This window comes from Rhizobium oryziradicis (genome assembly GCF_001939045.1).
Lineage (GTDB): Bacteria > Pseudomonadota > Alphaproteobacteria > Rhizobiales > Rhizobiaceae > Allorhizobium > Allorhizobium oryziradicis.
This window is the reverse complement of record NZ_MKIM01000033.1, coordinates 80,481-103,061: the sequence shown is the minus strand read 5'-3', so window position 1 is coordinate 103,061 and position 22,581 is coordinate 80,481. Positions and strand designations below refer to the sequence as shown.

General features: G+C 56.0%; 15 protein-coding genes. 5 read left to right on the top strand and 10 right to left on the bottom strand.

Translation table 11 applies throughout. The annotated features are described in order from the left end of the window. Positions 1-120 precede the first annotated feature (120 nt). From BJF95_RS22760 to BJF95_RS22745, 4 genes are all read left to right on the top strand, one after another. The gene (locus BJF95_RS22760) at positions 121-2,298 is read left to right on the top strand and encodes a mechanosensitive ion channel family protein (protein WP_139317605.1); all 2,178 of its coding nucleotides are present in this window, start codon (positions 121-123) and stop codon (positions 2,296-2,298) included. Between the two features lie 135 nt (positions 2,299-2,433). Beyond that, on the top strand, positions 2,434-3,456 hold the full coding sequence (locus BJF95_RS22755) for an iron ABC transporter substrate-binding protein (RefSeq protein WP_075641788.1): 1,023 nt from the start codon (positions 2,434-2,436) through the stop codon (positions 3,454-3,456). Between the two features lie 186 nt (positions 3,457-3,642). Further along, complete coding sequence (locus tag BJF95_RS22750) at positions 3,643-5,205, top strand: ABC transporter permease (protein ID WP_083638952.1); 1,563 nt, start codon at positions 3,643-3,645, stop codon at positions 5,203-5,205. Beyond that, positions 5,202-6,239 (top strand): ABC transporter ATP-binding protein, encoded by a 1,038-nt coding sequence (locus BJF95_RS22745; RefSeq protein ID WP_075641787.1) that lies wholly within the window; start codon positions 5,202-5,204, stop codon positions 6,237-6,239. The genes BJF95_RS22750 and BJF95_RS22745 overlap by 4 nt, the downstream gene beginning before the upstream one ends. Here BJF95_RS22745 and BJF95_RS22740 read toward each other — a convergent pair. The 9 genes from BJF95_RS22740 to BJF95_RS22700 all read right to left on the bottom strand — a co-directional run bounded on the left by BJF95_RS22740 (position 6,236) and on the right by BJF95_RS22700 (position 18,423). Further along, complete coding sequence (locus BJF95_RS22740) at positions 6,236-7,729, bottom strand: amidase (protein WP_075641950.1); 1,494 nt, start codon at positions 7,727-7,729, stop codon at positions 6,236-6,238. The two genes, BJF95_RS22745 and BJF95_RS22740, sit on opposite strands and share 4 nt — an antisense overlap. A gap of 54 nt (positions 7,730-7,783) precedes the next feature. Continuing rightward, a complete protein-coding gene (locus tag BJF95_RS22735) occupies positions 7,784-9,358 on the bottom strand; it encodes a gamma-glutamyltransferase (protein ID WP_075641949.1) in 1,575 nt (524 codons plus the stop codon). A 28-nt stretch (positions 9,359-9,386) separates the two neighbouring features. Then, positions 9,387-10,526, bottom strand: a complete 1,140-nt coding sequence (locus BJF95_RS22730; RefSeq protein ID WP_075641948.1) for a M20/M25/M40 family metallo-hydrolase — start codon at positions 10,524-10,526, stop codon at positions 9,387-9,389. A gap of 20 nt (positions 10,527-10,546) precedes the next feature. Further along, on the bottom strand, positions 10,547-11,710 hold the full coding sequence (locus BJF95_RS22725) for a M20 aminoacylase family protein (RefSeq protein WP_075641786.1): 1,164 nt from the start codon (positions 11,708-11,710) through the stop codon (positions 10,547-10,549). Between the two features lie 27 nt (positions 11,711-11,737). After that, a complete protein-coding gene (locus BJF95_RS22720; RefSeq protein WP_075641947.1) occupies positions 11,738-13,234 on the bottom strand; it encodes a M81 family metallopeptidase in 1,497 nt (498 codons plus the stop codon). A gap of 78 nt (positions 13,235-13,312) precedes the next feature. Beyond that, positions 13,313-14,944, bottom strand: coding sequence for an ABC transporter ATP-binding protein (locus BJF95_RS22715; protein ID WP_075641785.1), 1,632 nt, complete (start codon positions 14,942-14,944; stop codon positions 13,313-13,315). Next, positions 14,941-15,786 (bottom strand): ABC transporter permease, encoded by an 846-nt coding sequence (locus BJF95_RS22710; RefSeq protein ID WP_075641946.1) that lies wholly within the window; start codon positions 15,784-15,786, stop codon positions 14,941-14,943. The genes BJF95_RS22715 and BJF95_RS22710 overlap by 4 nt, the downstream gene beginning before the upstream one ends. A 29-nt stretch (positions 15,787-15,815) precedes the next feature. Continuing rightward, on the bottom strand, positions 15,816-16,757 hold the full coding sequence (locus BJF95_RS22705) for an ABC transporter permease (protein WP_075641784.1): 942 nt from the start codon (positions 16,755-16,757) through the stop codon (positions 15,816-15,818). Positions 16,758-16,833: 76 nt separating this feature from the next. Further along, on the bottom strand, positions 16,834-18,423 hold the full coding sequence (locus BJF95_RS22700; protein WP_075641783.1) for an ABC transporter substrate-binding protein: 1,590 nt from the start codon (positions 18,421-18,423) through the stop codon (positions 16,834-16,836). A gap of 181 nt (positions 18,424-18,604) precedes the next feature. Between BJF95_RS22700 and BJF95_RS22695 the strand changes: the two genes are divergently transcribed. After that, positions 18,605-19,540, top strand: coding sequence for a LysR family transcriptional regulator (locus BJF95_RS22695; RefSeq protein WP_075641782.1), 936 nt, complete (start codon positions 18,605-18,607; stop codon positions 19,538-19,540). A gap of 91 nt (positions 19,541-19,631) precedes the next feature. Here the strand turns inward: BJF95_RS22695 and BJF95_RS22690 are convergent, their stop codons facing one another. Beyond that, a complete protein-coding gene (locus tag BJF95_RS22690; protein WP_075641781.1) occupies positions 19,632-22,565 on the bottom strand; it encodes a DNA translocase FtsK in 2,934 nt (977 codons plus the stop codon). Positions 22,566-22,581 lie beyond the last annotated feature (16 nt).

Here is a 22,581-nt window from a genome sequence, read left to right as displayed (position 1 = left end):
CGTGCCAAATTCGCCACAGTCATTTATCAAAAATCTACCTTTTTCGAGGTAGTCTCTGGGCACAGCCCCCGAGCCACGGGTGGCGTGGATCAGAATGGCGATGGCTGGAGACACACCCCTATGAACGGCAACATGCGGTTCTCGTTTCAACGTCTCGTTTTTTTGTTTTTGCTCATCGCCGTTTCTCTCAGTTTGCCATCGCACTCCTTTGCAGCCGATGAAACCGTGACCATCCATATCGGCCCGGGTCAAACCAGCAGCGACATTGAAAAAGCGTTGAATGCTGCCAAAAGCCTCGGAAAGCCTGTTGAGGTCGACTGGAAAAACGCACCCGCTGCCACCCCGTCACAACCCAGCACCGCGGCGGCGGAAGCCGATATGATGATGTCGGCCTATAGCACAATCCTGGCAACCCTGGTTCGCGGCGGCGATATCGCGCTGACCGGGCTATACGGTCTGCCTACCGCCTTTCACAACAGCTGGATTTCGCTCTCCGAAGAAGATTCAGGCATGAAGGATGTCAGCGACACCGTTGCCATCGCTATCTTCTCCGGGTTAGCGGCAGCATTGGTTTTTCTGTTCATCTTCACGCGGCTTTCACCAGAATTAAAATCGGATCGCGAACCATTGGCCAAGGCGTGGACAGCAGCGCTTCGGCTGTTTGGCGATCTGTGCGCGCTGGTTTTATTTTTGGCCATCACCCGAAGCAGCGTGCATATGTCACTGGCATCGGGCTCCTTTGCGCGTGAAGTTGCCAGCGGTATCATCCAAACAGTATCGCTGACCGCCGCATTTGCGGCCGCAGGTCGCCTGTTGTTTTACCACAATGGATCATCAGGACCGTTGCTGGACATCGCCAATCCCCGCTGGCATCTTGGAATGACCATCGGCTTTGGTGCCCTTTCCGGCATCATTGCCGCCACCCTCAGACTGGCAGATACCCGTGGGCTGGACCCGATGGCCACCGATGGCTGGCTGTTTTTAAGCTCCACCATCCTCACCATTTACAAACTCACCTGGGTCATTGTCGGGCGTAACGACATAGCCGCTGCATTTTCCGGCCGCGATGCCAATGGCCTGTCGCGGGCCGTCGGCAAGGCAACCGTCTATTTCTACGCGCTTTCTGCCATCTTCATTTGGTTGCTCGGCTTTCTGGTTGCGGGAACCGCGCAAAACGCCACCTGGTCGCGGGTGGCGGGGGCAAGTCAGGTGTTGTTCGTGCTCATGCCCATTTTGGGGCGCGGCCTTTCAGCGCTGTTTCGCCTGCTCGGCAACAAACGGGAAGCCATATCCGGGCCGGGATTTCCCTCGGTGCTGCTGTGGGCCTTGCGCATTCCCTTTGCCGGGGCATGCTGGATTTTCGGCATCCAGTTTACCCTCCTCATGTGGCGGCCTCTGCTGGATGGCGCAGGCATCTCAACATCCACCTGGTTGATCCATCTTCAGCAATTTGGTTTTGCGGCTGTCTGTAGCTGGTTTACATGCAGCTTCTTCTGGAAATATTTTGAAGCGGTCTCACCGGAAAAGGGCGTGGCATTGCCGGGCCATGATGACAGCGCACATAAGACAACAAGCCGGCTTTCCACAGTGCTGCCCGTGGTGCGCAATCTGGTGTTGGGCGCTGTGGTTTCCATTGCCCTGCTGGTGACATTGTCATCCCTGGGTGTTGATGTCGCACCGCTTCTGGCAGGCTTTGGCGTTTTGGGTCTGGCCTTATCCTTTGGCTCGCAAACACTGGTGAAAGACGTGGTCTCCGGCATCTTCTTTCTCGCCGAAGATGCTTTCCGCATTGGTGAATACATCGATACCGGAAAATTGAAGGGTACCGTCGAGCAAATCTCGCTGCGATCCATCCGGCTTCGCCACCAGAACGGCCCAATTCATACCATCCCCTTCGGTCAAATTGCTGCAGTGACCAATTTCAGCCGCGATTGGGGCACGATTAAATTCGAGCTGCGCTTTGACCGCGATACCGAGTTGGACACCATCCGCCGAACGGCGAAAAAAGTGGGGTTGGCCATGCTGGAAGATCCGGAATTTGGCCACGAATTCCTCGTGCCACTGAAAATGCAGGGTATTCAAGAGGTGACCGAAAACTCGATGGTCATTCGTTTCAAATTCACGTCTCGCCCCGGAAATCCTAGCATTATCAAGCGCGAGGGCATTCGCAGGCTGTTGAGCGCCTTCAAGCAGGCGGGCCTCAATCTTGCGTCAAACGCCGTTGTTGTGCGCAATGGCAGCGGCACCCTTACAGATGGCGCGGCCGCAATACCTATGCCGGTTGCAAACCAGCCGTGACATATTCCAAATGTATTCTTTAGAATATTGTCACTCTGCTTAACGTCTCCGTGTATCTTGCGCATAGAACTTGACTTCTTAAGTCAGCTTATCTAATCGAATGCACAGACCAAGTAGCTTTCACAGGAGACAAACTTGAAAACCTCTCGCATTCGTGGGGCAAAGGCCCTTGCTGTTTTCGCCACGCTTTTGGCCACAGGCCCTGCTTCCTATGCCGTTGCCGCCGACGGCGAAGGGATCGTTGTCTATAACGCGCAGCACGAAAGCTTGGGGCGTGAATGGATCGATGCCTTCACCAAGGCCACCGGCATTAAAGTGACAGTCCGTCAGGGCAGCGATATGCAGTTTGCCAATCAATTGGTGCAGGAAGGTGTCGCCTCCCCGGCCGACGTGTTCTTGACTGAAAATTCTCCGGCCATGGCCTTGGTTGACAACGCTGGCCTGTTTGCCCCGGTCGACAAGGACACGCTTGAGCAAGTGCCTGCCGAGTTCCGTCCAACCAACGGCCACTGGGTTGGTATTGCGGCCCGCTCAACCGTTTTTGCCTACGACAAAAACAAGCTGAGTGCCGACAAGCTGCCAAAGTCGCTGCTGGATCTGGCCGATCCAGCTTGGAAAGGCCGTTGGGCAGCATCACCTTCCGGTGCGGATTTTCAGGCCATTGTCAGCGCTCTTCTGGAGTTGAAGGGTGAAGAAGCAACAGCCAAGTGGCTGAAGGCTCTCAAAGAAAATGCCACGTTCTACAAAGGCAACAGCGTAGCCATGAAGGCCGTGAATGCTGGCGAAGTTGAAGGCGCGGTGATCTATCATTACTACTGGTTTGGTGATCAGGCCAAGACCGGCGAAAACAGCAAGAATGTTGCCTTGCATTATTTCAAGCATCAGGACCCAGGTGCGTTTGTGAGCACATCGGGTGCCGGGATCATCAAATCCACCCAGCACATGAAGGATGCGCAGGCGTTCTTGAAGTTCCTGACCAGCAAAAACGGTCAGGCCATTCTCAAAAACGGCACCTCGTTTGAATATGCTGTCGCCAAAGGCGCAGAATCCAATCCTAAGCTGGTTCCCCTCAAGGATCTTGATGCGCCAAAGGTTGAGCCTTCCAAGCTGAACAACCAAAAAGTGACAGAAATGATGACGGCAGCCGGCATTTTGTAATGCTCTGCGTCACCTGTTGGTGACGTCTGAAACTATTGTCTTTTGCTCAAGAAAGGCTTAGGCCAGACATCTGCAATCGCTTTGAAAAAAGCGATTGCATCGTTTTTTATCTGCGCGATTTGAGCGCAGAGAACCAAGAGTGATCAGGCAATCTTGCTGCAAGATAACAGACGACAGGCACATACTATGCAGGCATTGGTTCCGGGTGGCAGGCGTTTTGCCTTCCGCAGGTCCACATCGCATGTCGGTCTTCTTGCCATTGCCAGCATCGTCGCCCTCGTCAGTCTCGTCCCGCTCGGGTTTATTGTCTGGGTCACCATAGACGTCGGCTGGAAAACCGTGGTTGAGCTGGTTTTTCGTGGCCGTGTTGGCGAGTTGCTGATCAATACGGTGTTGTTGGAAGCCACAACCCTGCCCATCACCGTCACACTTTCCGTTGCTCTGGCATGGCTTATTGAGCGCACACACCTTCCCTTTCCCAATCTATGGTCGTGGTTGATGGTCACGCCGCTGGCCGTGCCAGCCTTTGTGCACAGCTACGCATGGATTGGCGTTGCACCCGGCATGCATGGGCTGTGGAGCGCTGTTTTCATCTCGGTTATTGCCTATTTTCCGTTTATCTACCTGCCCGTTGCAGCCACCTTGCGGCGGTTGGACCCGTCCATAGAAGACGCCGCGGCATCTTTGGGGCTTGGGCCTTGGCGGGTATTTTTTCGGGTGGTTTTGCCACAATTGCGTCTGGCTATTTTTGCGGGCGGCTTGTTGGTAGCGCTGCATTTGCTGTCGGAATACGGTCTGTTTGTCATGATCCGCTTCGATACCTTTGCAACGGCCATCGTTGATCAATTTCAATCCGCCTATAACAGCGCGGCCTCCAATATGCTGAGCGGCGTTTTGGTGCTGTGCTGCATTCTACTGCTGGGCCTCGATAGCCTTTTACGCGGCAAGGAGCGTTATGCCCGTGTCGGCTCAGGCTCGATCAGGCCCGTCCAGCGCCGCGCACTTGGCGTCTACCTCATACCGGCATTGCTGCTTCCCGCCATTGTTGCCATCCTAGCTCTGGGTGTGCCTGCCTATACACTGCTTCGCTGGCTTTATATCGGTGGTGCAAGTATTTGGCGGATGGACACCGTTGGCAATGCCTTCATCCAGACCATTGTGCTGGCTCTGGCTGGGGGCGTTCTGGCCATGGTGACAGCAACGCCGATGGCGTGGTTGTCGGTGCGCGCACCAAGCCGTTTTCAGCGCATTCTGGAAGCTTGCCATTACTATGTCGGCTCGCTGCCGGGTGTTGTCGTCGCCCTATCGCTGGTCACCATTACCGTGCGGCTTTTTTTGCCGCTCTATCAAACCTTTGCCACCCTGATTATCGCCTATATTCTGCTGTTTTTGCCCCGCGCCATGGTTGGCCTGCGGGCCAGCGTTGCCCAAGCTCCGATTGAGCTGGAGCGCGCCGCCATGAGCCTTGGCAAAAGCCCGACCATGGCCGTTTGGCTCACCACCATGCGGCTGGCAGCCCCAGGTGCTGCGGCCAGTATTGCGCTTGTGGCCATGGGCATTACCAATGAACTGACCGCGACACTGATGCTTGCACCCAATGGCGTGGAAACATTGGCAACAAAATTCTGGTCGCTCACCAGTGAGATAGACTATGTGGCGGCAGCGCCGCATGCGGTGATGATGGTGGTTTTATCCCTGCCCCTCACCCTTCTGCTGCAATCGCAATCCAAACGCACGGCTGGCCAATGACATTTCTTGATATTCACGCCGTCAGCAAACGCTATGGCACAACGCAAGCCTTGAACGCTGTATCGCTTAGCATCGCAAAGGGCAGCAGAACGGCAATCGTTGGCCCGTCCGGTTCTGGAAAATCCACACTTCTGCGGCTGATTGCCGGCTTTGAAACCCCAGACGCGGGCACCATTACCCTCGATCAGCAATTGCAGGCAGATGCGGGCTTTTTGATCCCCGCTCACAAGCGCGGCATCGGCCTAGTGTCGCAGGATGGCGCACTTTTTCCCCATCTCAGCATTGCTGATAATATCGGTTTTGGCATTGAGCGCGCAGCACCCGATCGCGACAAGCGCATTGCCAATCTGGCCGATATGGTTGAACTGGATGCCGTCATGCTAAGCCGACGCCCGCATCAACTTTCAGGCGGACAGCAACAGCGGGTGGCATTGGCGCGCGCCCTTGCGCGGCAACCGCGGCTGATGCTGTTGGATGAGCCGTTTTCGGCGCTCGACACCGGCCTTCGCGAAACCATGCGCAAAGCGGTGTCAAAGCTGCTTGCCCAAGCCGGTATCACCACCATTCTCGTCACCCATGATCAAACCGAGGCCATGTCATTTGCCGATCAGCTTGCCGTGTTGCGCGAGGGTGCCGTGGTGCAAGTTGGCCCGCCGCGCACCCTTTATGAGCGCCCTGTTGATCGCGAAACAGCCCTGTTTCTGGGCGATGCGGTTCTTTTACCAGCCACAATTTCCAACGGAGTTGCAGACTGCGTTCTTGGGAAAATCCCTGTCGAGGGCGCGGCATCGGGACAACGCGACATCATGCTGAGACCCGAGCAAATTTCGATCAGCCAGCAAGCACAGCCGGATATTCGCCCCGTTGAAGTCACTGACATCGATTTTGCCGGGGCGACCGGCACCGTGACATTGAACACGCAAGTTGCATCAAATGGCACCCAGCCACTGTCCATCCGCGTATCGCGGCTGGATTTGCCCTCACCCGGAGATTTTGTCTATCTCAGCGTCGAGGGCACGGCTTTTGTTTTTTAGTCCTCTGCCGCCTTCAGTCTGGTGACGTGGACCTGCGGCTTATCGCCATTGTTCCATTTGCCATCAATGGCGCGCTCAATCTGCGCGGCAAGCTGAAGCAACAGCCCATCTTTGCCTTGCGCCGCCTGCGCCAGCATGCCAAGCGGCATGCCGTTGGCCTGCTTTGCCAGCGGCAAGGAAATGCCGGGCGTTCCGCAAAGGCTGGTCAGCGGCGTATAAGCAAAAAAGCCCCATAGATTGGCAAACCAATCCAGTGCCGATGGATTGTCTGTCATGGTCAAATATTCTGTGGTGCCCAACAGCGGTGTTTCTTTCGACGTGGTGGGCGTCAGAATAATATCCCACTCTTCAAAAAATGCACCAAAAGCGCGGGCTGTGGCGTTGAAGGCCAATTGCATATCAGCGCGCTCGGTATAGGTGGCATCCTTGCCCTGTTCCCATATGCGGATATTCATCGGCTCGATCAGATCCTCCGGTGGTTTTTCCAGCCCTTTCAACCGCAGCAGGCTGTTCACCGTCTGCGCAAAATTGGTGATGTAGCAGGTGGTTTGCGCGGCATAGGCTTTGGCGAAATCAATGTCTGGCAGCGGCCCCCATTCCACATAATGACCAAGTCTTTCCAAGAAACGCGCAACACGCTCAAGCTCTGCGACAATCGCGGGCGATGCGCTATAAACGCCCCACTCGTGTGACACGGCAATGCGAAGCGGTTTTGGGTCACGCTCGATCAAAGTCAAAAACGGCACCTCCGCCGTCCAGTAGGGCATAAATTCGCCCGGCGCGCCGCCGCGACACGTATCCACAAAGGCCGCCGTATCGCGCACCGTACGGCTAATACAGCCTTGTGTGGAGACAACAGAGGTGAAATCCGAGCCAGCCGGGGCGATGGAAAACGTGCCCCTTGACGATTTCAGCCCGATGGCACCGTTGACGCCCGCCGGAATACGAATAGATCCGCCGCCATCCGTGCCATGGGCAAGCGGCACCACGCCAGCCCCAACCATCACAGAAGAACCCGCAGACGAGCCGCAGCTGGTGTATCGCGTATCCCAAGGATTGCAGGTCACGTAGACCGCCGGATTTTCGGCCGAGCTACAGCAGCCGAATTCTGGCGTTGTTGTCCGACCAATCACGTTCAAACCGGCTTTCTTGATCTTTGTGGCCAAAAAACTGTCGGCGCTTGCGCGGTTGCCTTTCATGTAAAGCGAGCCCATTTCCTGAAGCCTGCCCTTCATGGTTGGCCCAAGGTCTTTCAACAAAAACGGCACGCCTTTGAACAAACCATCCTGATCCGTGCCATTGGCCCAGGGATCGGCAACCGCGTCTTCAAACACTTCAACAACACCGTTGATGTCGGGATTGATGCTGGCAATGGCGCTGGCCGCCTGAGCGGCAAGCTCTGCGGCTGTCACCTCGCCCGACCGCACCAGATTGCTAAGGCCAATTCCATCCTGGCTAAACCACTCATCCCAACGCATCACAGTTTTCATGATATTTTCCTGATTGATTTCAAATGAAAGCAAGGCCGCCTTTGCGGATACACTCTAAGCCACTGGCTCAATTGCAGCATCGGCCCATGGCGACACCGGCTCTGTCATGCCGCTGTTGATGCCATTGCAACGCATCACCGCAGATGGGCAGGCAAAATCAAAGGGTAGAATGGTTCTTTTGGTCGTGCTGGTTGGTGCAATGTCTGAAAGGGCGGCAATGACCTCGGGTGCCAGATCTTCATCGGCAGTGATCTTGCCGGAGCCCGAGCAGTCAATCCTTGGCTGATGAAAGGCTTCCTCGAGATCCATGCCGAAATCGGCAATGAAGGATGAGAGGTTCAAAACGGCGGGCAAGATTTTACGGCCACCGGACGCGCCCACGGCAAATTGACGCCCATCGGCGGTTTTGCCAATGACCGGGCATATATTCATCAAGCAGCCCTTGTCGGCGGCCAGCGAGTTGGGCTTGCCGGGCTCCGGGTCAAACCACATGATGCCATTGTTCATCATCAGGCCTGTGGACGGCGACATTACCTTTGAGCCAAAAATCGATAACAATGTCTGGGTCACAGCCACCATATTGCCATCGCGATCGACCACCGAAAAATGGGTGGTGCAGGAGGGCGCATGTGGTGCGTCACAATCCCCCATTTCGCGCAAGCGCCGTTGATAGGTCGCGTTCAGCGCTTTCGCCATTTCGCCATAGCTCACACCATCTGGCGCATCACCGGGGGTAAATGCGCCTTCCATCATTGCAAAACACTCAGCAATATTTGGCCCCGCAGTCAGACCTTGCGCAGCATGCACCACGCCGCCGCGATAAGGCACCTCGATTGTATCGCGCAACTCGGCGCGATAGGTCGCCAGATCGTCCAGACTGAGGCATCCGCCTTTGGCCTGCACATCGCCCACCATGGCGGCGGCAATGTCGCCCTCATAAAAATCGCGCGGGCCTTTGTCGGCCAGTCTTTCCAAGGTTGCGGCCAGTGTCTTCTGGTTCAGGCGTCGCTTTTCCGAGGCCGTCCATCCCGACATGATCGGCCACGTGCCGTCATCCAGAAACTGGGCGGCGCAATCAGCATCTTTTGCCAGATCGCGCGCGGCAGAGGCAATCAGCATCGAACCATACCAATCCACCAGCATGCCCTTTTGCGCAAGAGCCGCAGCTGGCTGCAAAAGCGCCTTCCAGCTCAGTTTTGCAAATCGCTGATGGGCAAGCTCCATGCCTGCCACCGTGCCTGGCACGGCAATGGCCGTAGCCCCTTGCACATTTCGATCATCCGCCACTGTTTTCCATGGAAAGAGATCAGAGGAGCGACCGCTGCCATCGAGCGGATAGTCGTTTGGATCAAGCGCTTTGGGCGAGCGCATGCCAAAAAACAGCGTATAGGCCTTTTTCTCAGCCTCCCGCCAGATCACCATGGCCCCGCCGCCTGCGGGGCCGCTCATCCACGGCTCAACCACACCCACCGCGAAAGACGTGGCAATGGCCGCGTCAATGGCATCACCACCGGCTGCAAGAATGGCAGCACCAACTTCGGCTGCCGTGCGATGTTGCGCAGCAACGATCCCACCGCGTGATGTCACAAGCTGCTTGCTTATCTTCTGTGTGGTGGAAAAATTGCTCATCTCAAATCCCTCGCGTTGTGACACGTCATCACCCTTGCCCACCAAGGCGCATGAGCAGCCCCGCCATAAACCGGCTTCGCTCTGTCAAACTATCGATGAAAATATGCTCATTGGGCGTGTGCAATCCCGCCCCACGCGCGCCAATGGAATCAAGCGTCGGAATGCCCAGAGCGCCAGTGAAATTTCCATCCGATCCGCCGCCGGCACTGCCGTGAGTGAGCACAAAACCGATATCGGCGGCAACGCTTTTGCCAATCTCAAAAAGTGCAAGCGTGCCTTCATCAGCCTCCCAGACAGGGCGGGTATAGGTGCGCCAAACCTCGGTTTGAATGTCATTGGCCTCCCCGGCCAGGGCCAGCATCTTCTGCACGCCGGCATCCAGATCGTGCTGACGCTTGGCCATGGACAAAACCTCGATCTCGCAACTGTCCGCCACGCAATTCACCCATTGTCCGGCATGGATAACACCCACCGAAAAGGTGCAATCCTCACTGGACATGGCCTCGATCTCAATGATCTTTCTGGCCATGCCATGGATGGCGGGGCGCCCATCTTTGAGCGCCCATCCGGCATGGCTGGCCCGGCCCGATGTGCGCAGCTTGAAGCGGGCAATGGCATAACGGCCAGTCACTGCACCGCATTTTGGGTCCGTTGGTTCGGGCACCAGAACGTAGCGGTTTTTGCGCGCTTCCATCTCGATCAGATCGCGGGTGGACGGTGTACCGACCTCTTCATCGGGCGTGAACAAAATGGTCACCGGCAGCGGCGTCTGCAAACCCGCCATCGCGATGTGGCGCATCGCTTCCACGGCCATATAGCAGCCCGCTTTCATGTCCTGAATGCCGGGGCCGTAACAATGATTGCCCTCAACGCGCCAGGGATTTTGCGCCAAAGTACCAACCGGATGCACCGTATCGAGATGGCCCGATATCAACACGCCGGGCTTGCCCATATCGGTATGGGGAAAGCGCGCCCGCACCGAGCCACCAAAGCCCATGCGCCCCGGAATCCGCTCAATCACGGCACCGGCTGCTGCGAGATCATAGGCGGCCAGATCCATCATCCGGTTCACGGCGCTTGCGTCAAATGTCGGGCTTTCGCACTCCACCCACGGCTTCAAGCCCGCCAGAATTTCATCCGTGTTAAACGGCAATTGAATTGCACTCATGCTCATCTCCCATTGCCTGCTCAAGCGGCCCCTAAGCGGCGCTCCACAATGCGCGCAAAAATCGCAGCACCAACCGGCAGCAAATTATCGTCAAAGATAAAACCCGCATTATGCACCGGCACCGTGCCTGCATGGCCGATAGAGCAATAAACGCCGGGGGCGGTTGCCAGCATGTCGGCAAAATCCTCGCTGCCCATCACGGCATCCGCATCGGTAAACACGTTTTCCACACCAACAATGTCGGCGGCGGCCTCGGCATAGGGGCCAACCAGCGACGTGGTGTTGATCAGCACATCGAAGACATTGCGATGATCCAGCTGCACCTCAACATCATAGGTGCGGGCAATTCCCTCGCAAACCGCCGTCATACGCTCATGAACAAGCTGGCTGACCGCGCGATCCAGATAGCGCACAGTGCCGGTGATTTTCGCCTCACCCGGCAAAACATTATAGGCCGTGCCTGCGTGAATCTGGGTCACGGACAAAACCGCCCTTTTCGATGCCGCCACATTGCGCGACACAATGGGCTGAAGCGCCTGCACAAGGGCCGTTGCGGCAACAATCACATCCTTTGAAACTTCAGGCATGGCGGCATGGGCACCTGCACCGGTGATGTGAATATCAAAAAAGTCCGCGCCCGCCATGGCCGCCGCAGGCGAAATATACACCTCAAAAGGCTTGCCATTGGGCCGATTGTGCATGCCGTAAATTTCATCGCAGGGAAAACGCTCGAACAGCCCTTCAGCAATCATCCGGCGCGCACCGCCAAGGCCTTCTTCGGCGGGCTGAAAAATCAGCACCACTGTACCGGCGAAATCGCGATGGGCAGCCAGATAGCGGGCCGTGCCCAGCAACATGGTGGTATGACCATCATGGCCGCAGCCATGAAAAACACCGGGATGCTTGGACGCGTAAGACAGATTGGTCATCTCTTCCATCGGCAAAGCATCCATATCGGCGCGAAGGCCAATGGTCGGCCCCTCACCTTTGGTGCCCTTGATGATGCCAACCACACCTGTGCCAGCAATGCCGCTATGCACCTCAACACCATAGCGTTGCAGATGTTCGATCACGATGGCGCTGGTGCGCTTTTCTTCAAAGCCAATTTCGGGATGCATGTGAATGTCATGACGAATATCGACCAGATCGCCCTTAAAGCTTTCAATTTTTTCAATAACGGACATTTCGGATGTTCCTCCTATACATTTTCTTTAAGCGTAAACCGGACCATTGGGAGCCAGCTTCAGCCCTTTGCGCAATTTCGTCCAGGGCAAAGATATCGGCGATACCGGCATGGGACCGGGAGCGGCACAGACCAGAATAGCGCTCGCAATCGGTGCAAAATCAGCCCTGAAATGCACCGAGCTTTTGTTGACCAGAATTTTCATGGCTGTCGGCTCAATTCCGACGAAGCGGTACATGGACTGATCGGCCATTTGCACCTTGTGGGAGCCGACCACCACCCGCACGCCCCCCAGGCGAAGGCATGCCGCCAAGCCGACATCCATGTCACTCTTGCCGTAATACGGCCCGGTGGTTTGAAAGCGACCATCCGAGACTTTCTCAACCAGAAACTCGGCGGTAAAGGGCGCATCGCCCGCAACGCCGGATGTTCCGCCTATAGTAAGCGTTACCACGCTGCCCTCCTTGGCGGCAAAGGCTGCGGCCGCCGCAGCGGGGTCGTAAATCAAACCAATTGCCGCATCCTGGGCATCGCATTCCACCAGCGCACGCAGCATGCCCATGGTGTTGGCATCGCCGCCTGCACCGGGGTTATCCTGTGTATCGGCAATCACCACAGGCTTGCTCGCTGTTTCGGCAATCGCCATGGCCGCCCTCACACCCTCAATCGGTGTATAGACCTTGCCATCAAAAGCATCCTCAAGGCTTTCAACCATGCTGGCGATAGCCTTAGCCACGCCCCTTACAGCGCTTTCGCTTTGTCCATAAGCGATCACCGTTGGCCCGCATCCGTCAAAATCGGCGGCCGGAAAAGCAGGAAAAAAGGAAAGCGATGTCACATCGCCCGTCTCCAGCGCCGCAACCTTGGCATAGATTGAGCGGCACGGCTCCAGCTCGGTTGCCTGCCACGAAATCGGGATCAGGAAGGAAATGGTCTGAAGCGCTTTGGCGGGTCGCACGCCAGATTGCATGATCTGATCCAGCGCGACGGCGGTCCGCTCTCCCGTTTCTGCCATATCGACATGGGGATAAGTGCGATAGCCGACCATGACATCGGCATTCTCCACCATCTCAGGCGTGATATTGCCATGCAGATCAAGGCTCACGGCAATCGGAACGCCAGGGCCCACGGCAAGGCGAAGCCGTTTGAGAAGCTCCCCTTCACCGTCATCGATATGCTCTGCCACCATCGCGCCGTGCAGATCAAGATAAATGCCATCCAGCCGACCAAATGCAACAATCCGCTCAATCAATTCGCTGACAATGCGCTCATAGGCGCTTGCCTCAACATGGGCGGATGGCGTGGCACCGCACCACAAGGCGGGGCATATCTCCCAGCCCGCGGCTTGCGCGCAATTCAGCGCACCGGTTATGCCGATATTGATGCTGCCAACACGCGTGACAATCTCATCACCCCGCACAAAGGGCAGTGGACCCCAGCCGCGCTCAAAGTCCTCATAAAACGCCTTGCTGGGCGCAAATGTATTGGTTTCATGCATAAAACCGCCAAAGGCAACACGCCTCACGCTCATGGATCATTCCTCTTTTGCTCAATCGTAAGACGCCTGTTGCGTTATGCGTAAAACTGGATTCGAAAGGTTTCTCTAAACCGCAGCCACCTGTCCAAATCTGTGATTTTTTCCGGGTGCGGCATCAAAGAGCGCACGGGTATATTCATGGGTTGGATTGGCAAACATGGCCGCAGTCTCGCCAAGTTCCACCACTTCACCGCGATGCATCACCGCAATACGGTCACACACTTGGGCCGCCACCCGCAGATCGTGGGTGATGAACAAAACGGCGAGATTAAACTCTTCGCGCACCCGATCGAGCAGTTCCAATACCTGCTTCTGGATAGACACGTCCAAGGCAGACACTGACTCATCGGCAATCAAAATCTCCGGCTCCATGGCCAAAGCCCGCGCAATACAAATGCGCTGGCGCTGACCGCCCGAGAACTGATGCGGCAAGCGATCCAGCGCGTCTGGCGACAAGCCCACAAGGGCCATCAAATCGCGCGCCTTGGCCAAGGCCGCCGTTTCGCTGACACCGAAATTCATCGGCCCCTCGATAATGGATTGCCCGACGCTGACACGCGGGTTGAGCGAGCGATAGGGATCTTGAAAGACAATCTGAATCCGCTTGCGGTTGGGCTTTAATTGCCGCTGGCTCATCCGGGCAATATCTTCCGTGCCAATCAAAACCGCACCTGCGGTTGGATCAATCAAGCGCACCACACAGCGGGCAAAGGTCGATTTTCCTGAGCCGGATTCACCAACAATACCCAGTGTTTCGCCCTTTCGCACACGCAGGTCCACCCCTTTGAGAGCGTGCACAACACGGTCTTTTTTGAACACGCTTTGCCCGCCATAGGTCTTTTCCAGCTTGACCGTTTCAAAGCCGATTTTATTCGCGGCCTTGGAGGGACGATAGGGTGGAACCGTTCCGGGCACGGCGGCCATCAGCATTTTGGTATACTCGTGCTGGGGGCGGTTCAGCACCTCATCGGCTGTTCCGGTTTCAACCACTTCTCCTCGGCGCATCACCACAACCCGATGGGCAATTTCGGCCACCACTCCAAAATCATGAGTGATAAACAGCACGCCCATGCCACGGCTTTTTTGAATCTCATAAATCAATTTGAGAATCTGCGCTTGCGTTGTCACATCCAGCGCGGTGGTCGGCTCATCTGCAATCAACACTTTGGGATTGAGCACCAAAGCACTGGCAATCATGATGCGTTGACGCTGGCCGCCTGACAGTTGATGCGGATAGGCACTGGCCATGCTGACCGGATCGGGCAGGTTCACAGCCGTCATAATGTCAATCACCCGATCATAGCGCTCCTTTGCGGAGAGCTTCGTGTGAATGCGCAACACCTCGTCAATCTGCTCGCCCACTTTGATAACCGGGTTGAGTGCGGTCATTGGCTCTTGAAAAATCATCGCCATTTCTGTGCCACGCATGGCGCGCAGCTCTTTGGGCGATTTCTCAACAACGTTTTCGCCGTTCACCAGAATGCGACCTGTGGCCACCTGCAGCTCCTTGGGCAGCAGCCCCATCACCGCATGCGAACTGACCGATTTACCGGAGCCGGATTCGCCAACCACGCACACAATTTCACCAGGATTGACGGTGAGAGTGACGTTGCTGACGGCATTTCTGCGGTCTGCTCCGTCCGGAAGACGCACGGTCAGGTTCTCGATTGAAAGGACTGGCTTGTCGCTATGTGTCATGACATTTTCCTTGCAATGCGGGGATCAAGACGATCGCGCAACCCGTCACCCAGCACATTGACCGCCAGAATGGTCAGCGCCAAAGCAAGACCGGGAAACAGCACGATCCATGGAGCCAGTGGAAAATAAGTTCGCCCCTCGGCCATCATATTGCCCCAGCTGGGCAATTCCGGCGGCATGCCGGCACCGAGAAAAGACAGGATCGCCTCGGTCAACATGGCGTTGGCGCAGACATAGGTGGCCTGCACAATCAGCGGCGGCACGGTATTGGGGAAAATATGCCGGGCAAGAATCTTGGGAAGCGGTGTGCCAAGCGAAATTGCCGCTTCGACATAGGGCTCTTCACGCACCGTCAGCACCACCGAGCGCACCAACCGCACAATGCGTGGAACCTCGGGAATGGAAATGGCAATCACCACCGTATAGATATTGGCCGTGCCGGAAATGGCCACCAGCGCAATGGCCAGCAAAATGCCGGGAATGGACATAAGGCCATCCATGATGCGCATAACAATGGCATCCACCCATCTGAAATAGCCGGAAAACAGACCAATCAAAAGGCCGATCACCACACAAATGATCGAGGCGGATGCACCGATGGACAGGGATATGCGTGAACCATAGACAACACGCGACCATATATCACGGCCAAACATATCCGTTCCCAACCAGCTTGCGGCGGATGGCGGCTTGAGCCGGTTGGATGGCATCATGGCAATCGGATCAACCGTGCCAAGCCAAGGCGCAAACACCGCGGCGAGCGCCATGATCAGGATGACAACACCACCTGCGAAGGCAAAAGGATAGCGCCGGGCAACCGACACGATGGAAAAACCGCGCATCGGGCGGGCAGGCGTTTGGGCAAGCGCGGTCAATAGCGTATCCTCGGATCAACAAAGGTGTAAACAATATCGATGAGCAGATTGAGCATCACGTAGATGAAGGAGAAAAACAGGATCAGCCCCTGAATGATCGGGTAATCCCGCTTTTGCACCGCATCAACCACAAGGCGGCCGAGGCCGGGAATGTTGAAAACCGTCTCTGTGACCACCACGCCGCCAATCAGCAAGGCCACACCCAAACCAATCACGGTGATAATCGGCACTGCCGCATTTTTAAGGGCGTGAACCAGCAAGACCTTGCTTTCCACCTGCCCTTTGGCGTGGGCTGTGCGGATATAATCTTCCTGCAACACTTCCAGCACGCTTGCGCGGGTCATGCGGGCAATCAGAGCGATGAAAATGGCGGAAAGGGCAAGAACCGGCAGCACCAGATGGCGCGTAAAGCCTGCGAGGTCCGTAAACGGGCTTTTGTAGCCCTGCACTGGCAACCATTTGAGACTGATGGAAAAACCATAGATCAGCATATAGGCAACCACAAACACCGGCACAGAAAAACCAATGACCGAAAACACCATGATCAGCCGATCAATAATGCTGCCTTCTTTCCAGGCGGCAATCACGCCCAGGGGCACGGCAACCAGCGTCGAATAAACAATGGTGACCAAGGCCAGCATGGCGGTTGGCTCAAGCCGCTGGCTGATCAGCTTTGTCACCGGCATATTGGTGAAAATTGACATGCCGAGATCGCCTTGAAGCAGGCGACCCATCCACAGCAGAAATTGCATGCCGATGGGCTGGTCCAGACCCAGCTTGGCGCGGATGGCAAGGATTTGCGCAGGTGTGGCGTAATCTCCGGCAATCACCACAGCAGGATCGCCGGGGGCCAAGCGTACAAGAAGAAAGACAATGAATGCAACGATGATCAGCACCGGAATCGTCGCGACGATCCGTTTCGCGATGAAAAACCACATGGTCGCCACCTTTCGAAATGAGGTTCAAAGGTTGGCGAGGCGCACATGCCTCGCCATGTCTGGAGGGGGAGACCGATTAAGCCTTATCCATGTTCCAGAAGAATTGAACCGGCGACTGGATCATGCCCGTCACCTTTTCCGAATAGCCGCAAGGCACAAAAAATGTGCCCAGATTGGCAAAAGGAGCGATTTCGAAAATCCGTTTTTGCACGGCGCTGGCAATTTCCTTTTGCTTGGCGAGGTCGGTTGCCTCGGCAAACTGATTGCGCAACTGCTCCAGCTGATCATCCTTGGCCCAGCCAAACCAACCCTTTTCACCATTGCCACCAAATTGCACATTGGCCAGCGGATGAATGGAATCGCCCCCAATCCACCAGGTGAAGAAAATGCTCCAGCCGCCATGATCCATATCGTCCTTGGAGGCGCGGCGAGACAGAACCGTTGACCAGTCCATGGCTTGCAAATCCACATTTATGCCCATGGCGCGCATTTTTTCGGCAGAGACCAGCGCAAACGCCGAGAGAATAGGGTTGTCGGTGGGTTGAAGCACCACAAGCTTTTCGCCCTTATAGCCCGATTCAGCCACCATTTTCTTGGCAGCCTCCAGGTCGCCATCCACCATGTCGGCACCGACATCCGAGGCAAATGTTGAACCTGCCGGATAAATGCTGGCGCTGACCTTGAAATAATCAGGATTACCAATGGCAGACTGCAAGAAGTCCTGCTGTTTAAAGCCCTTGGCAATGGCCAGACGCAGTTTTTCATTCGCGGTTGGACCAACAAGGCTGTTGAAACGGGCCATGCCCATAGAGCCGAGCGTGTCGAGCACGGCGGTTTTGACCCCTTCGTTGCCATCCACAAGCGGGGCAAGATCCGGCGGCACCTGTTCCCAGTAATCCACCTCGCCAGAGACCAAAGCATTCATGGCTGTGGTTGGGTCGCCAATGGTGATCCACTCAACACGATCGGCCTTGGCAACTTTGCCGCCTGCCGCAGAAGACGGTGGCTCTTTGCGTGGGACGTATTTTTCATTGCGGATATAGACCACCTTGGAGCCGGGAACCCATTCATCGGCCTTGAAGATAAACGGGCCAGACCCGATCGATTCCTTGATTTGCTCGCTGGCATCGGTTTCAGCAATGCGCTTTGGCATCATAAACGGTACGTTGGAAGAGATCTTGCCAAGAGACTGAAGCACAAGGCCGTATGGCTTGGACAGCGTCATCACGATGGTCTTGTCATCAGTCGCTTCCAGCTTGGAAATCACCGTAAACAAGCGCTGGCCCATGCCATCGCGCTTACCCCAGCGGGTTAGCGAGGCAACGCAATCTGCCGCCGTCACCGCAGGCCCATCATGCCAGGCAAGACCATCACGCAGCTTAAAAGTCCAGACCAATCCGTCGCTGCTGGTCTCATACGTATCCACCATCTGCGGCTGTGGGTTCAGCTCGGCATCCATGGCAAAAAGCGTATCGTAGATCATATAGCCATGGTTGCGGCTGATGTAGCCGGTCGTCCAGATGGGATCGACAATCTTCAGGTCGGCGTGGGGAATAACTTTCAAAAGCGGGGTATTGGCATAGGCGCTGCCAATTCCAAAAGGCAAAACAGATGCGGCGGTGGCTGCGGCGGCTGTTCCCAAAAGCTGTCTGCGGGAAATCTTCACTGAACCGTTCTCCTCATTCTTTTTTTGCAGGCTGTAAACAGTGCGCTCTGCAACGAGGGTTCACCGTTTCACCTGTTTTTTGCCCAACATTTGAGCCGACGAGATGGTTGCCTATTTTCTAGCTTTGCATAAAGTATATTTTTCGTGAAATATTTCTCCATTTTTTGGAATTGTGGCACTTATGAATCTCTCTTTGCGCCAAATCCGCTATGTGACCGAGGTTGCTCGGCAGGGCAGCATTCAAAAAGCGTCGCAGACGCTGCATATTTCGCAATCCTCCATTCTGGCGGCGATCACGCTGGCGGAAAATGCGCTGGATGCAAAAATATTCGATCGCAGACAAGCGCGCGGCGTGTTGATCACGCAGGAAGGCGAGCGCTTTTTGAGCATTGCCCACTCGTTGCTGGAGGCTGAGGCCGAGTTTTCCCGCTCTTTGGGCACAATGGGCCATAGCACACCGGAAAATATTCGTGTCGGTTGCTTTGTGCCCTTTGGGCCGGCCTATATGATCGATATTTTAAAGGAATTTCGGCAGCACAACAATGTTGGCACGATTGATCTTCTGGAGGGCAGTCAACCACAGCTGCGCGAATGGTTGGTCCGAGGCGACATCGAATTTGCCGTCACCGTCGATGTTGGCCGCACATTTGCGGGCAGCTCCACCACCATTTGTGAATTGCCAACCCATGCCGCACTGCCGCCAGATCATCCCTTGGCCCGAAGAGAAAGCGTATCGCTAGACGAATTGGCGGATTACCCCTTCATCCTGCTCGATCTGCCGGAGACCTCTGTCTACCTGCTGACCATGTTTGATATGATTGCCAGACGCCCGCATGTGGCATTGCGCACCACATCCTATGAAACCGTGCGCACCGCCGTGGCGGGCGGGCTGGGCTTTTCACTGCTCAACACAATTTCCAACAATAACTTCACCAGCGACCGAAGCCGCATTGCCCGCGTTGCCCTCAGCGACAAGGTGCCATCGCCAAAGGTTGTGGTGGTGGATCTTTACGGCAGCAACAAACCGGCCCACCTCAAGAGTTTTATTGCAACCTTGAAAAATCATCTGAGTCAAAGACCAAAAATTGGCAGCACCTGTGCGACATTCGCCAGTTGATCCACCACGCAAATGGTAAAACGCCGATATAAGCCATCTGAACAGAAAAAGCGGCAGACGCTTTATCGCCTGCCGCTGATGTCACAATCCATTATTCGCCGTCGTTAAAGCCAATGCCGCTATTGGCAGGCTCTATTGCTGACCCCGCAATGATTTCGCGCTTGCCAACGTGATTGGCAGCACCCACCAGCCCTTCGCGCTCCATCCGCTCCACCAAAGACGCCGCACGGTTATAGCCAACAGACAGACGACGCTGGATATAGGAGGTCGAGCACTTCTGGTCGCGCAACACAACCTTCACAGCCTTTTCATAGAGCTCGTCGCTCTCGTCTCCACCTGTTGCGCTTGAGCGCTCATAGGTCTCATCCGAAACCGCGGCGGCCACTGCGGCCGGTGCAGGGTCTGATCCGTCTTCCTCGGTCACGGTGCCGAGGTATTCGGGGCGGCCTTGCGTTTTCAAATGCGCAACCACCTGCTCTACTTCTGCGTCCGATACAAACGGCCCGTGCACGCGGCAGATACGGCCACCGCCCACCATTTGCAACATATCGCCCTGCCCCAGCAGATGTTCGGCCCCCTGTTCGCCCAAAATGGTGCGGCTGTCGATTTTCGATGTCACCTGGAAGGAAATACGGGTTGGGAAATTGGCCTTGATCGTGCCGGTAATCACATCCACAGACGGACGCTGAGTTGCCATGATCAGGTGGATACCCGCCGCACGCGCCATCTGCGCCAGGCGCTGAATAGCACCTTCGATTTCCTTGCCAGCCACCATCATCAGATCGGCCATTTCATCAACGATGATGACGATGTACGGCATATGCGACAGATCAAGATCCTGATCTTCATAAAGGATCTCGCCCGACTGGCGGTCGAAGCCTGCCTGCACGCTCACGGTAATGACCTCGCCCTTTTCACGGGCCTGGGCCGCGCGGGCATTGTAACCATCAATATTACGCACGCCAAGACGCGACATCTTGCGATAGCGGTCTTCCATTTCGCGAACGGCCCATTTCAGCGCCATCACGGCCTTTTTCGGGTCCGTCACCACAGGCGTCAAGAGATGCGGAATGCCATCATAAATCGACAGTTCCAGCATTTTCGGATCAACCATGATCAAGCGGCATTCTTCTGGCTTGAGTCGGTAGAGCAAAGACAAGATCATGGTGTTGATGGCAACTGACTTGCCAGAACCGGTGGTGCCAGCCACCAGCAAATGCGGCATCTTGGCAAGTTCGGCAATCACCGGCTCGCCGCCAATGGATTTGCCAAGGCAAAGCGCCAGCTTGAAGCGGGTTTCCCAATAATCTTCACATTCAATCAATTCGCGCAAATAGACGGTTTCGCGCACCGCATTTGGCAATTCGATACCAATAACGTTACGGCCGGGCACAACGGCCACACGGGCAGACAGCGCCGACATGGACCGGGCGATATCATCGGCAAGGCCAATGACCCGCGATGATTTAATACCGGGGGCTGGCTCGAATTCATAGAGCGTTACAACCGGACCGGGACGCACATCAATCACTTCACCACGAATGCCGAAATCTTCCAGCACGCTTTCCAACAGGCCAGCGCTCTGCTCCAGCGCTTCTGGCAGCATGGCTTCTGCGCGCACCGCTGGCGGCTCTTGCAACAGGCTGATGGACGGGAAGATATATTCGCCGTCAAAAGGATGGTTGCGGTTCATTTCCAAGCCACCAATTGCGCGGTTTGCGCGCGGGCTCTCCGAGAACGAGCGGCTGGAAACAGCTGGCAGCACTTCGGCAGGAGCCGTCTCTACGGCAACGGGTTCAAAAGGCACAGGCTCGACAAAAGCGGGCTCGATGGGTGTGGGCACAGCTGGCTGAGCCACCAAGCCCTCAACCACCTGAACCGCCTGTGGTTTAACGACTTCGACCACCGGCTGAGGCAGAATCTTTTCAGGTGCCACAGCAGTCATGACAGGCGCAACGGGCTGTGGCGCAGGCACCGCGCTCTTGGCGAGCACCGGGATCGTCACCGGAGGGTAAATATTGGCCGAGACTGGAAATTCCGACCATTGCCAAAGCCGGTACTCGTTTGCCTTTACTGCAGAGCGAACCTTGATTTCACGATAAAAGGCTGCAACCGAACCATAGAGCGGCATTGTGATGGGGCGAGACACCGGCACATAGGCAACCGGCTCAGGCAGGGCAGCCGGTGCAATCTCTGCCGCGTCAAACGACATCATTTCAAAAAATGCAAAGTCCGACACCTCCAATTTGCCAGAAGCGAACGTGACGGTTTCATCTTTTTGTGCATGGATTGTCAAAGCGGGCAGAACTTTCGGGGCAGCTGGTTTTTCGGGTTGCGTGTCGTCCGCGTGCAGATGGACGGCAATGTCTTCGGCCATGCGCATGGCCGCTGCGGCCTGGCGCAGGCGGGTGGCTTCCAAATCAGGCGATGCAACAGCATCCATTTTGGCCGTATCAAGCATTGCCGGGGCAACGGAGGCTAACTGGGGTGCAATCATAACAACAGGCTCGACTTGTACTTCTAAGGACTGAACGTCTGGGAGTTGAACCTCGGCAACCACTGAGGGCTCCGCCACCACAGGCTTGGCATCAACCGGGCGCGGTGGAGGGCTGCGACGCGGCACAATCAACGGACTGCCGGTCTTGGGCAGGCCAAAGGAATTGGTCGGGGCGGTGGAAACAAAAACATTGGCGTTTTGCGACGTCATGGTTGACGTGGTGTAAGACACGGTGGGCTGAGGCGCGTTGGCACGGGCTTGCGCCTCCGCTGCTGCCTTTTCTGCCGCTGCCAGCTCGGCTGCGGCTTCAGCCTCGCGGCGACGTGCAATAACGCTTTCCGGAGTGCGCGTGAAGCGAACATTTGGCCCCAGCACGAAAGCCGATTGCCACGGCTCCAAAGGCACTTTTTTTGCGTCATCGGGAATCAATCCCTGACGATCACTGCCATAAGACAGGGCACCATCATCCTGATCATCAAGATCGGAGTGATCATCGGAACGAGAGTGGTTCTGTGTTGGAAGACGCATGATAACTGACACTCAG

What these genes read in the sequence shown, in the direction of transcription:
- BJF95_RS22760 (WP_139317605.1), top strand. Translation starts at nt 121, where the DNA reads ATGAACGGCAACATGCGGTTCTCGTTTCAACGTCTCGTTTTTTTGTTT.
- BJF95_RS22750 (WP_083638952.1), top strand. Translation starts at nt 3,643, where the DNA reads ATGCAGGCATTGGTTCCGGGTGGCAGGCGTTTTGCCTTCCGCAGGTCC.
- BJF95_RS22745 (WP_075641787.1), top strand. Translation starts at nt 5,202, where the DNA reads ATGACATTTCTTGATATTCACGCCGTCAGCAAACGCTATGGCACAACG.
- BJF95_RS22740 (WP_075641950.1), bottom strand. Translation starts at nt 7,729, where the DNA reads ATGAAAACTGTGATGCGTTGGGATGAGTGGTTTAGCCAGGATGGAATT.
- BJF95_RS22735 (WP_075641949.1), bottom strand. Translation starts at nt 9,358, where the DNA reads ATGAGCAATTTTTCCACCACACAGAAGATAAGCAAGCAGCTTGTGACA.
- BJF95_RS22730 (WP_075641948.1), bottom strand. Translation starts at nt 10,526, where the DNA reads ATGAGTGCAATTCAATTGCCGTTTAACACGGATGAAATTCTGGCGGGC.
- BJF95_RS22725 (WP_075641786.1), bottom strand. Translation starts at nt 11,710, where the DNA reads ATGTCCGTTATTGAAAAAATTGAAAGCTTTAAGGGCGATCTGGTCGAT.
- BJF95_RS22715 (WP_075641785.1), bottom strand. Translation starts at nt 14,944, where the DNA reads ATGACACATAGCGACAAGCCAGTCCTTTCAATCGAGAACCTGACCGTG.
- BJF95_RS22710 (WP_075641946.1), bottom strand. Translation starts at nt 15,786, where the DNA reads ATGCGCGGTTTTTCCATCGTGTCGGTTGCCCGGCGCTATCCTTTTGCC.
- BJF95_RS22705 (WP_075641784.1), bottom strand. Translation starts at nt 16,757, where the DNA reads ATGTGGTTTTTCATCGCGAAACGGATCGTCGCGACGATTCCGGTGCTG.
- BJF95_RS22695 (WP_075641782.1), top strand. Translation starts at nt 18,605, where the DNA reads ATGAATCTCTCTTTGCGCCAAATCCGCTATGTGACCGAGGTTGCTCGG.
- BJF95_RS22690 (WP_075641781.1), bottom strand. Translation starts at nt 22,565, where the DNA reads ATGCGTCTTCCAACACAGAACCACTCTCGTTCCGATGATCACTCCGAT.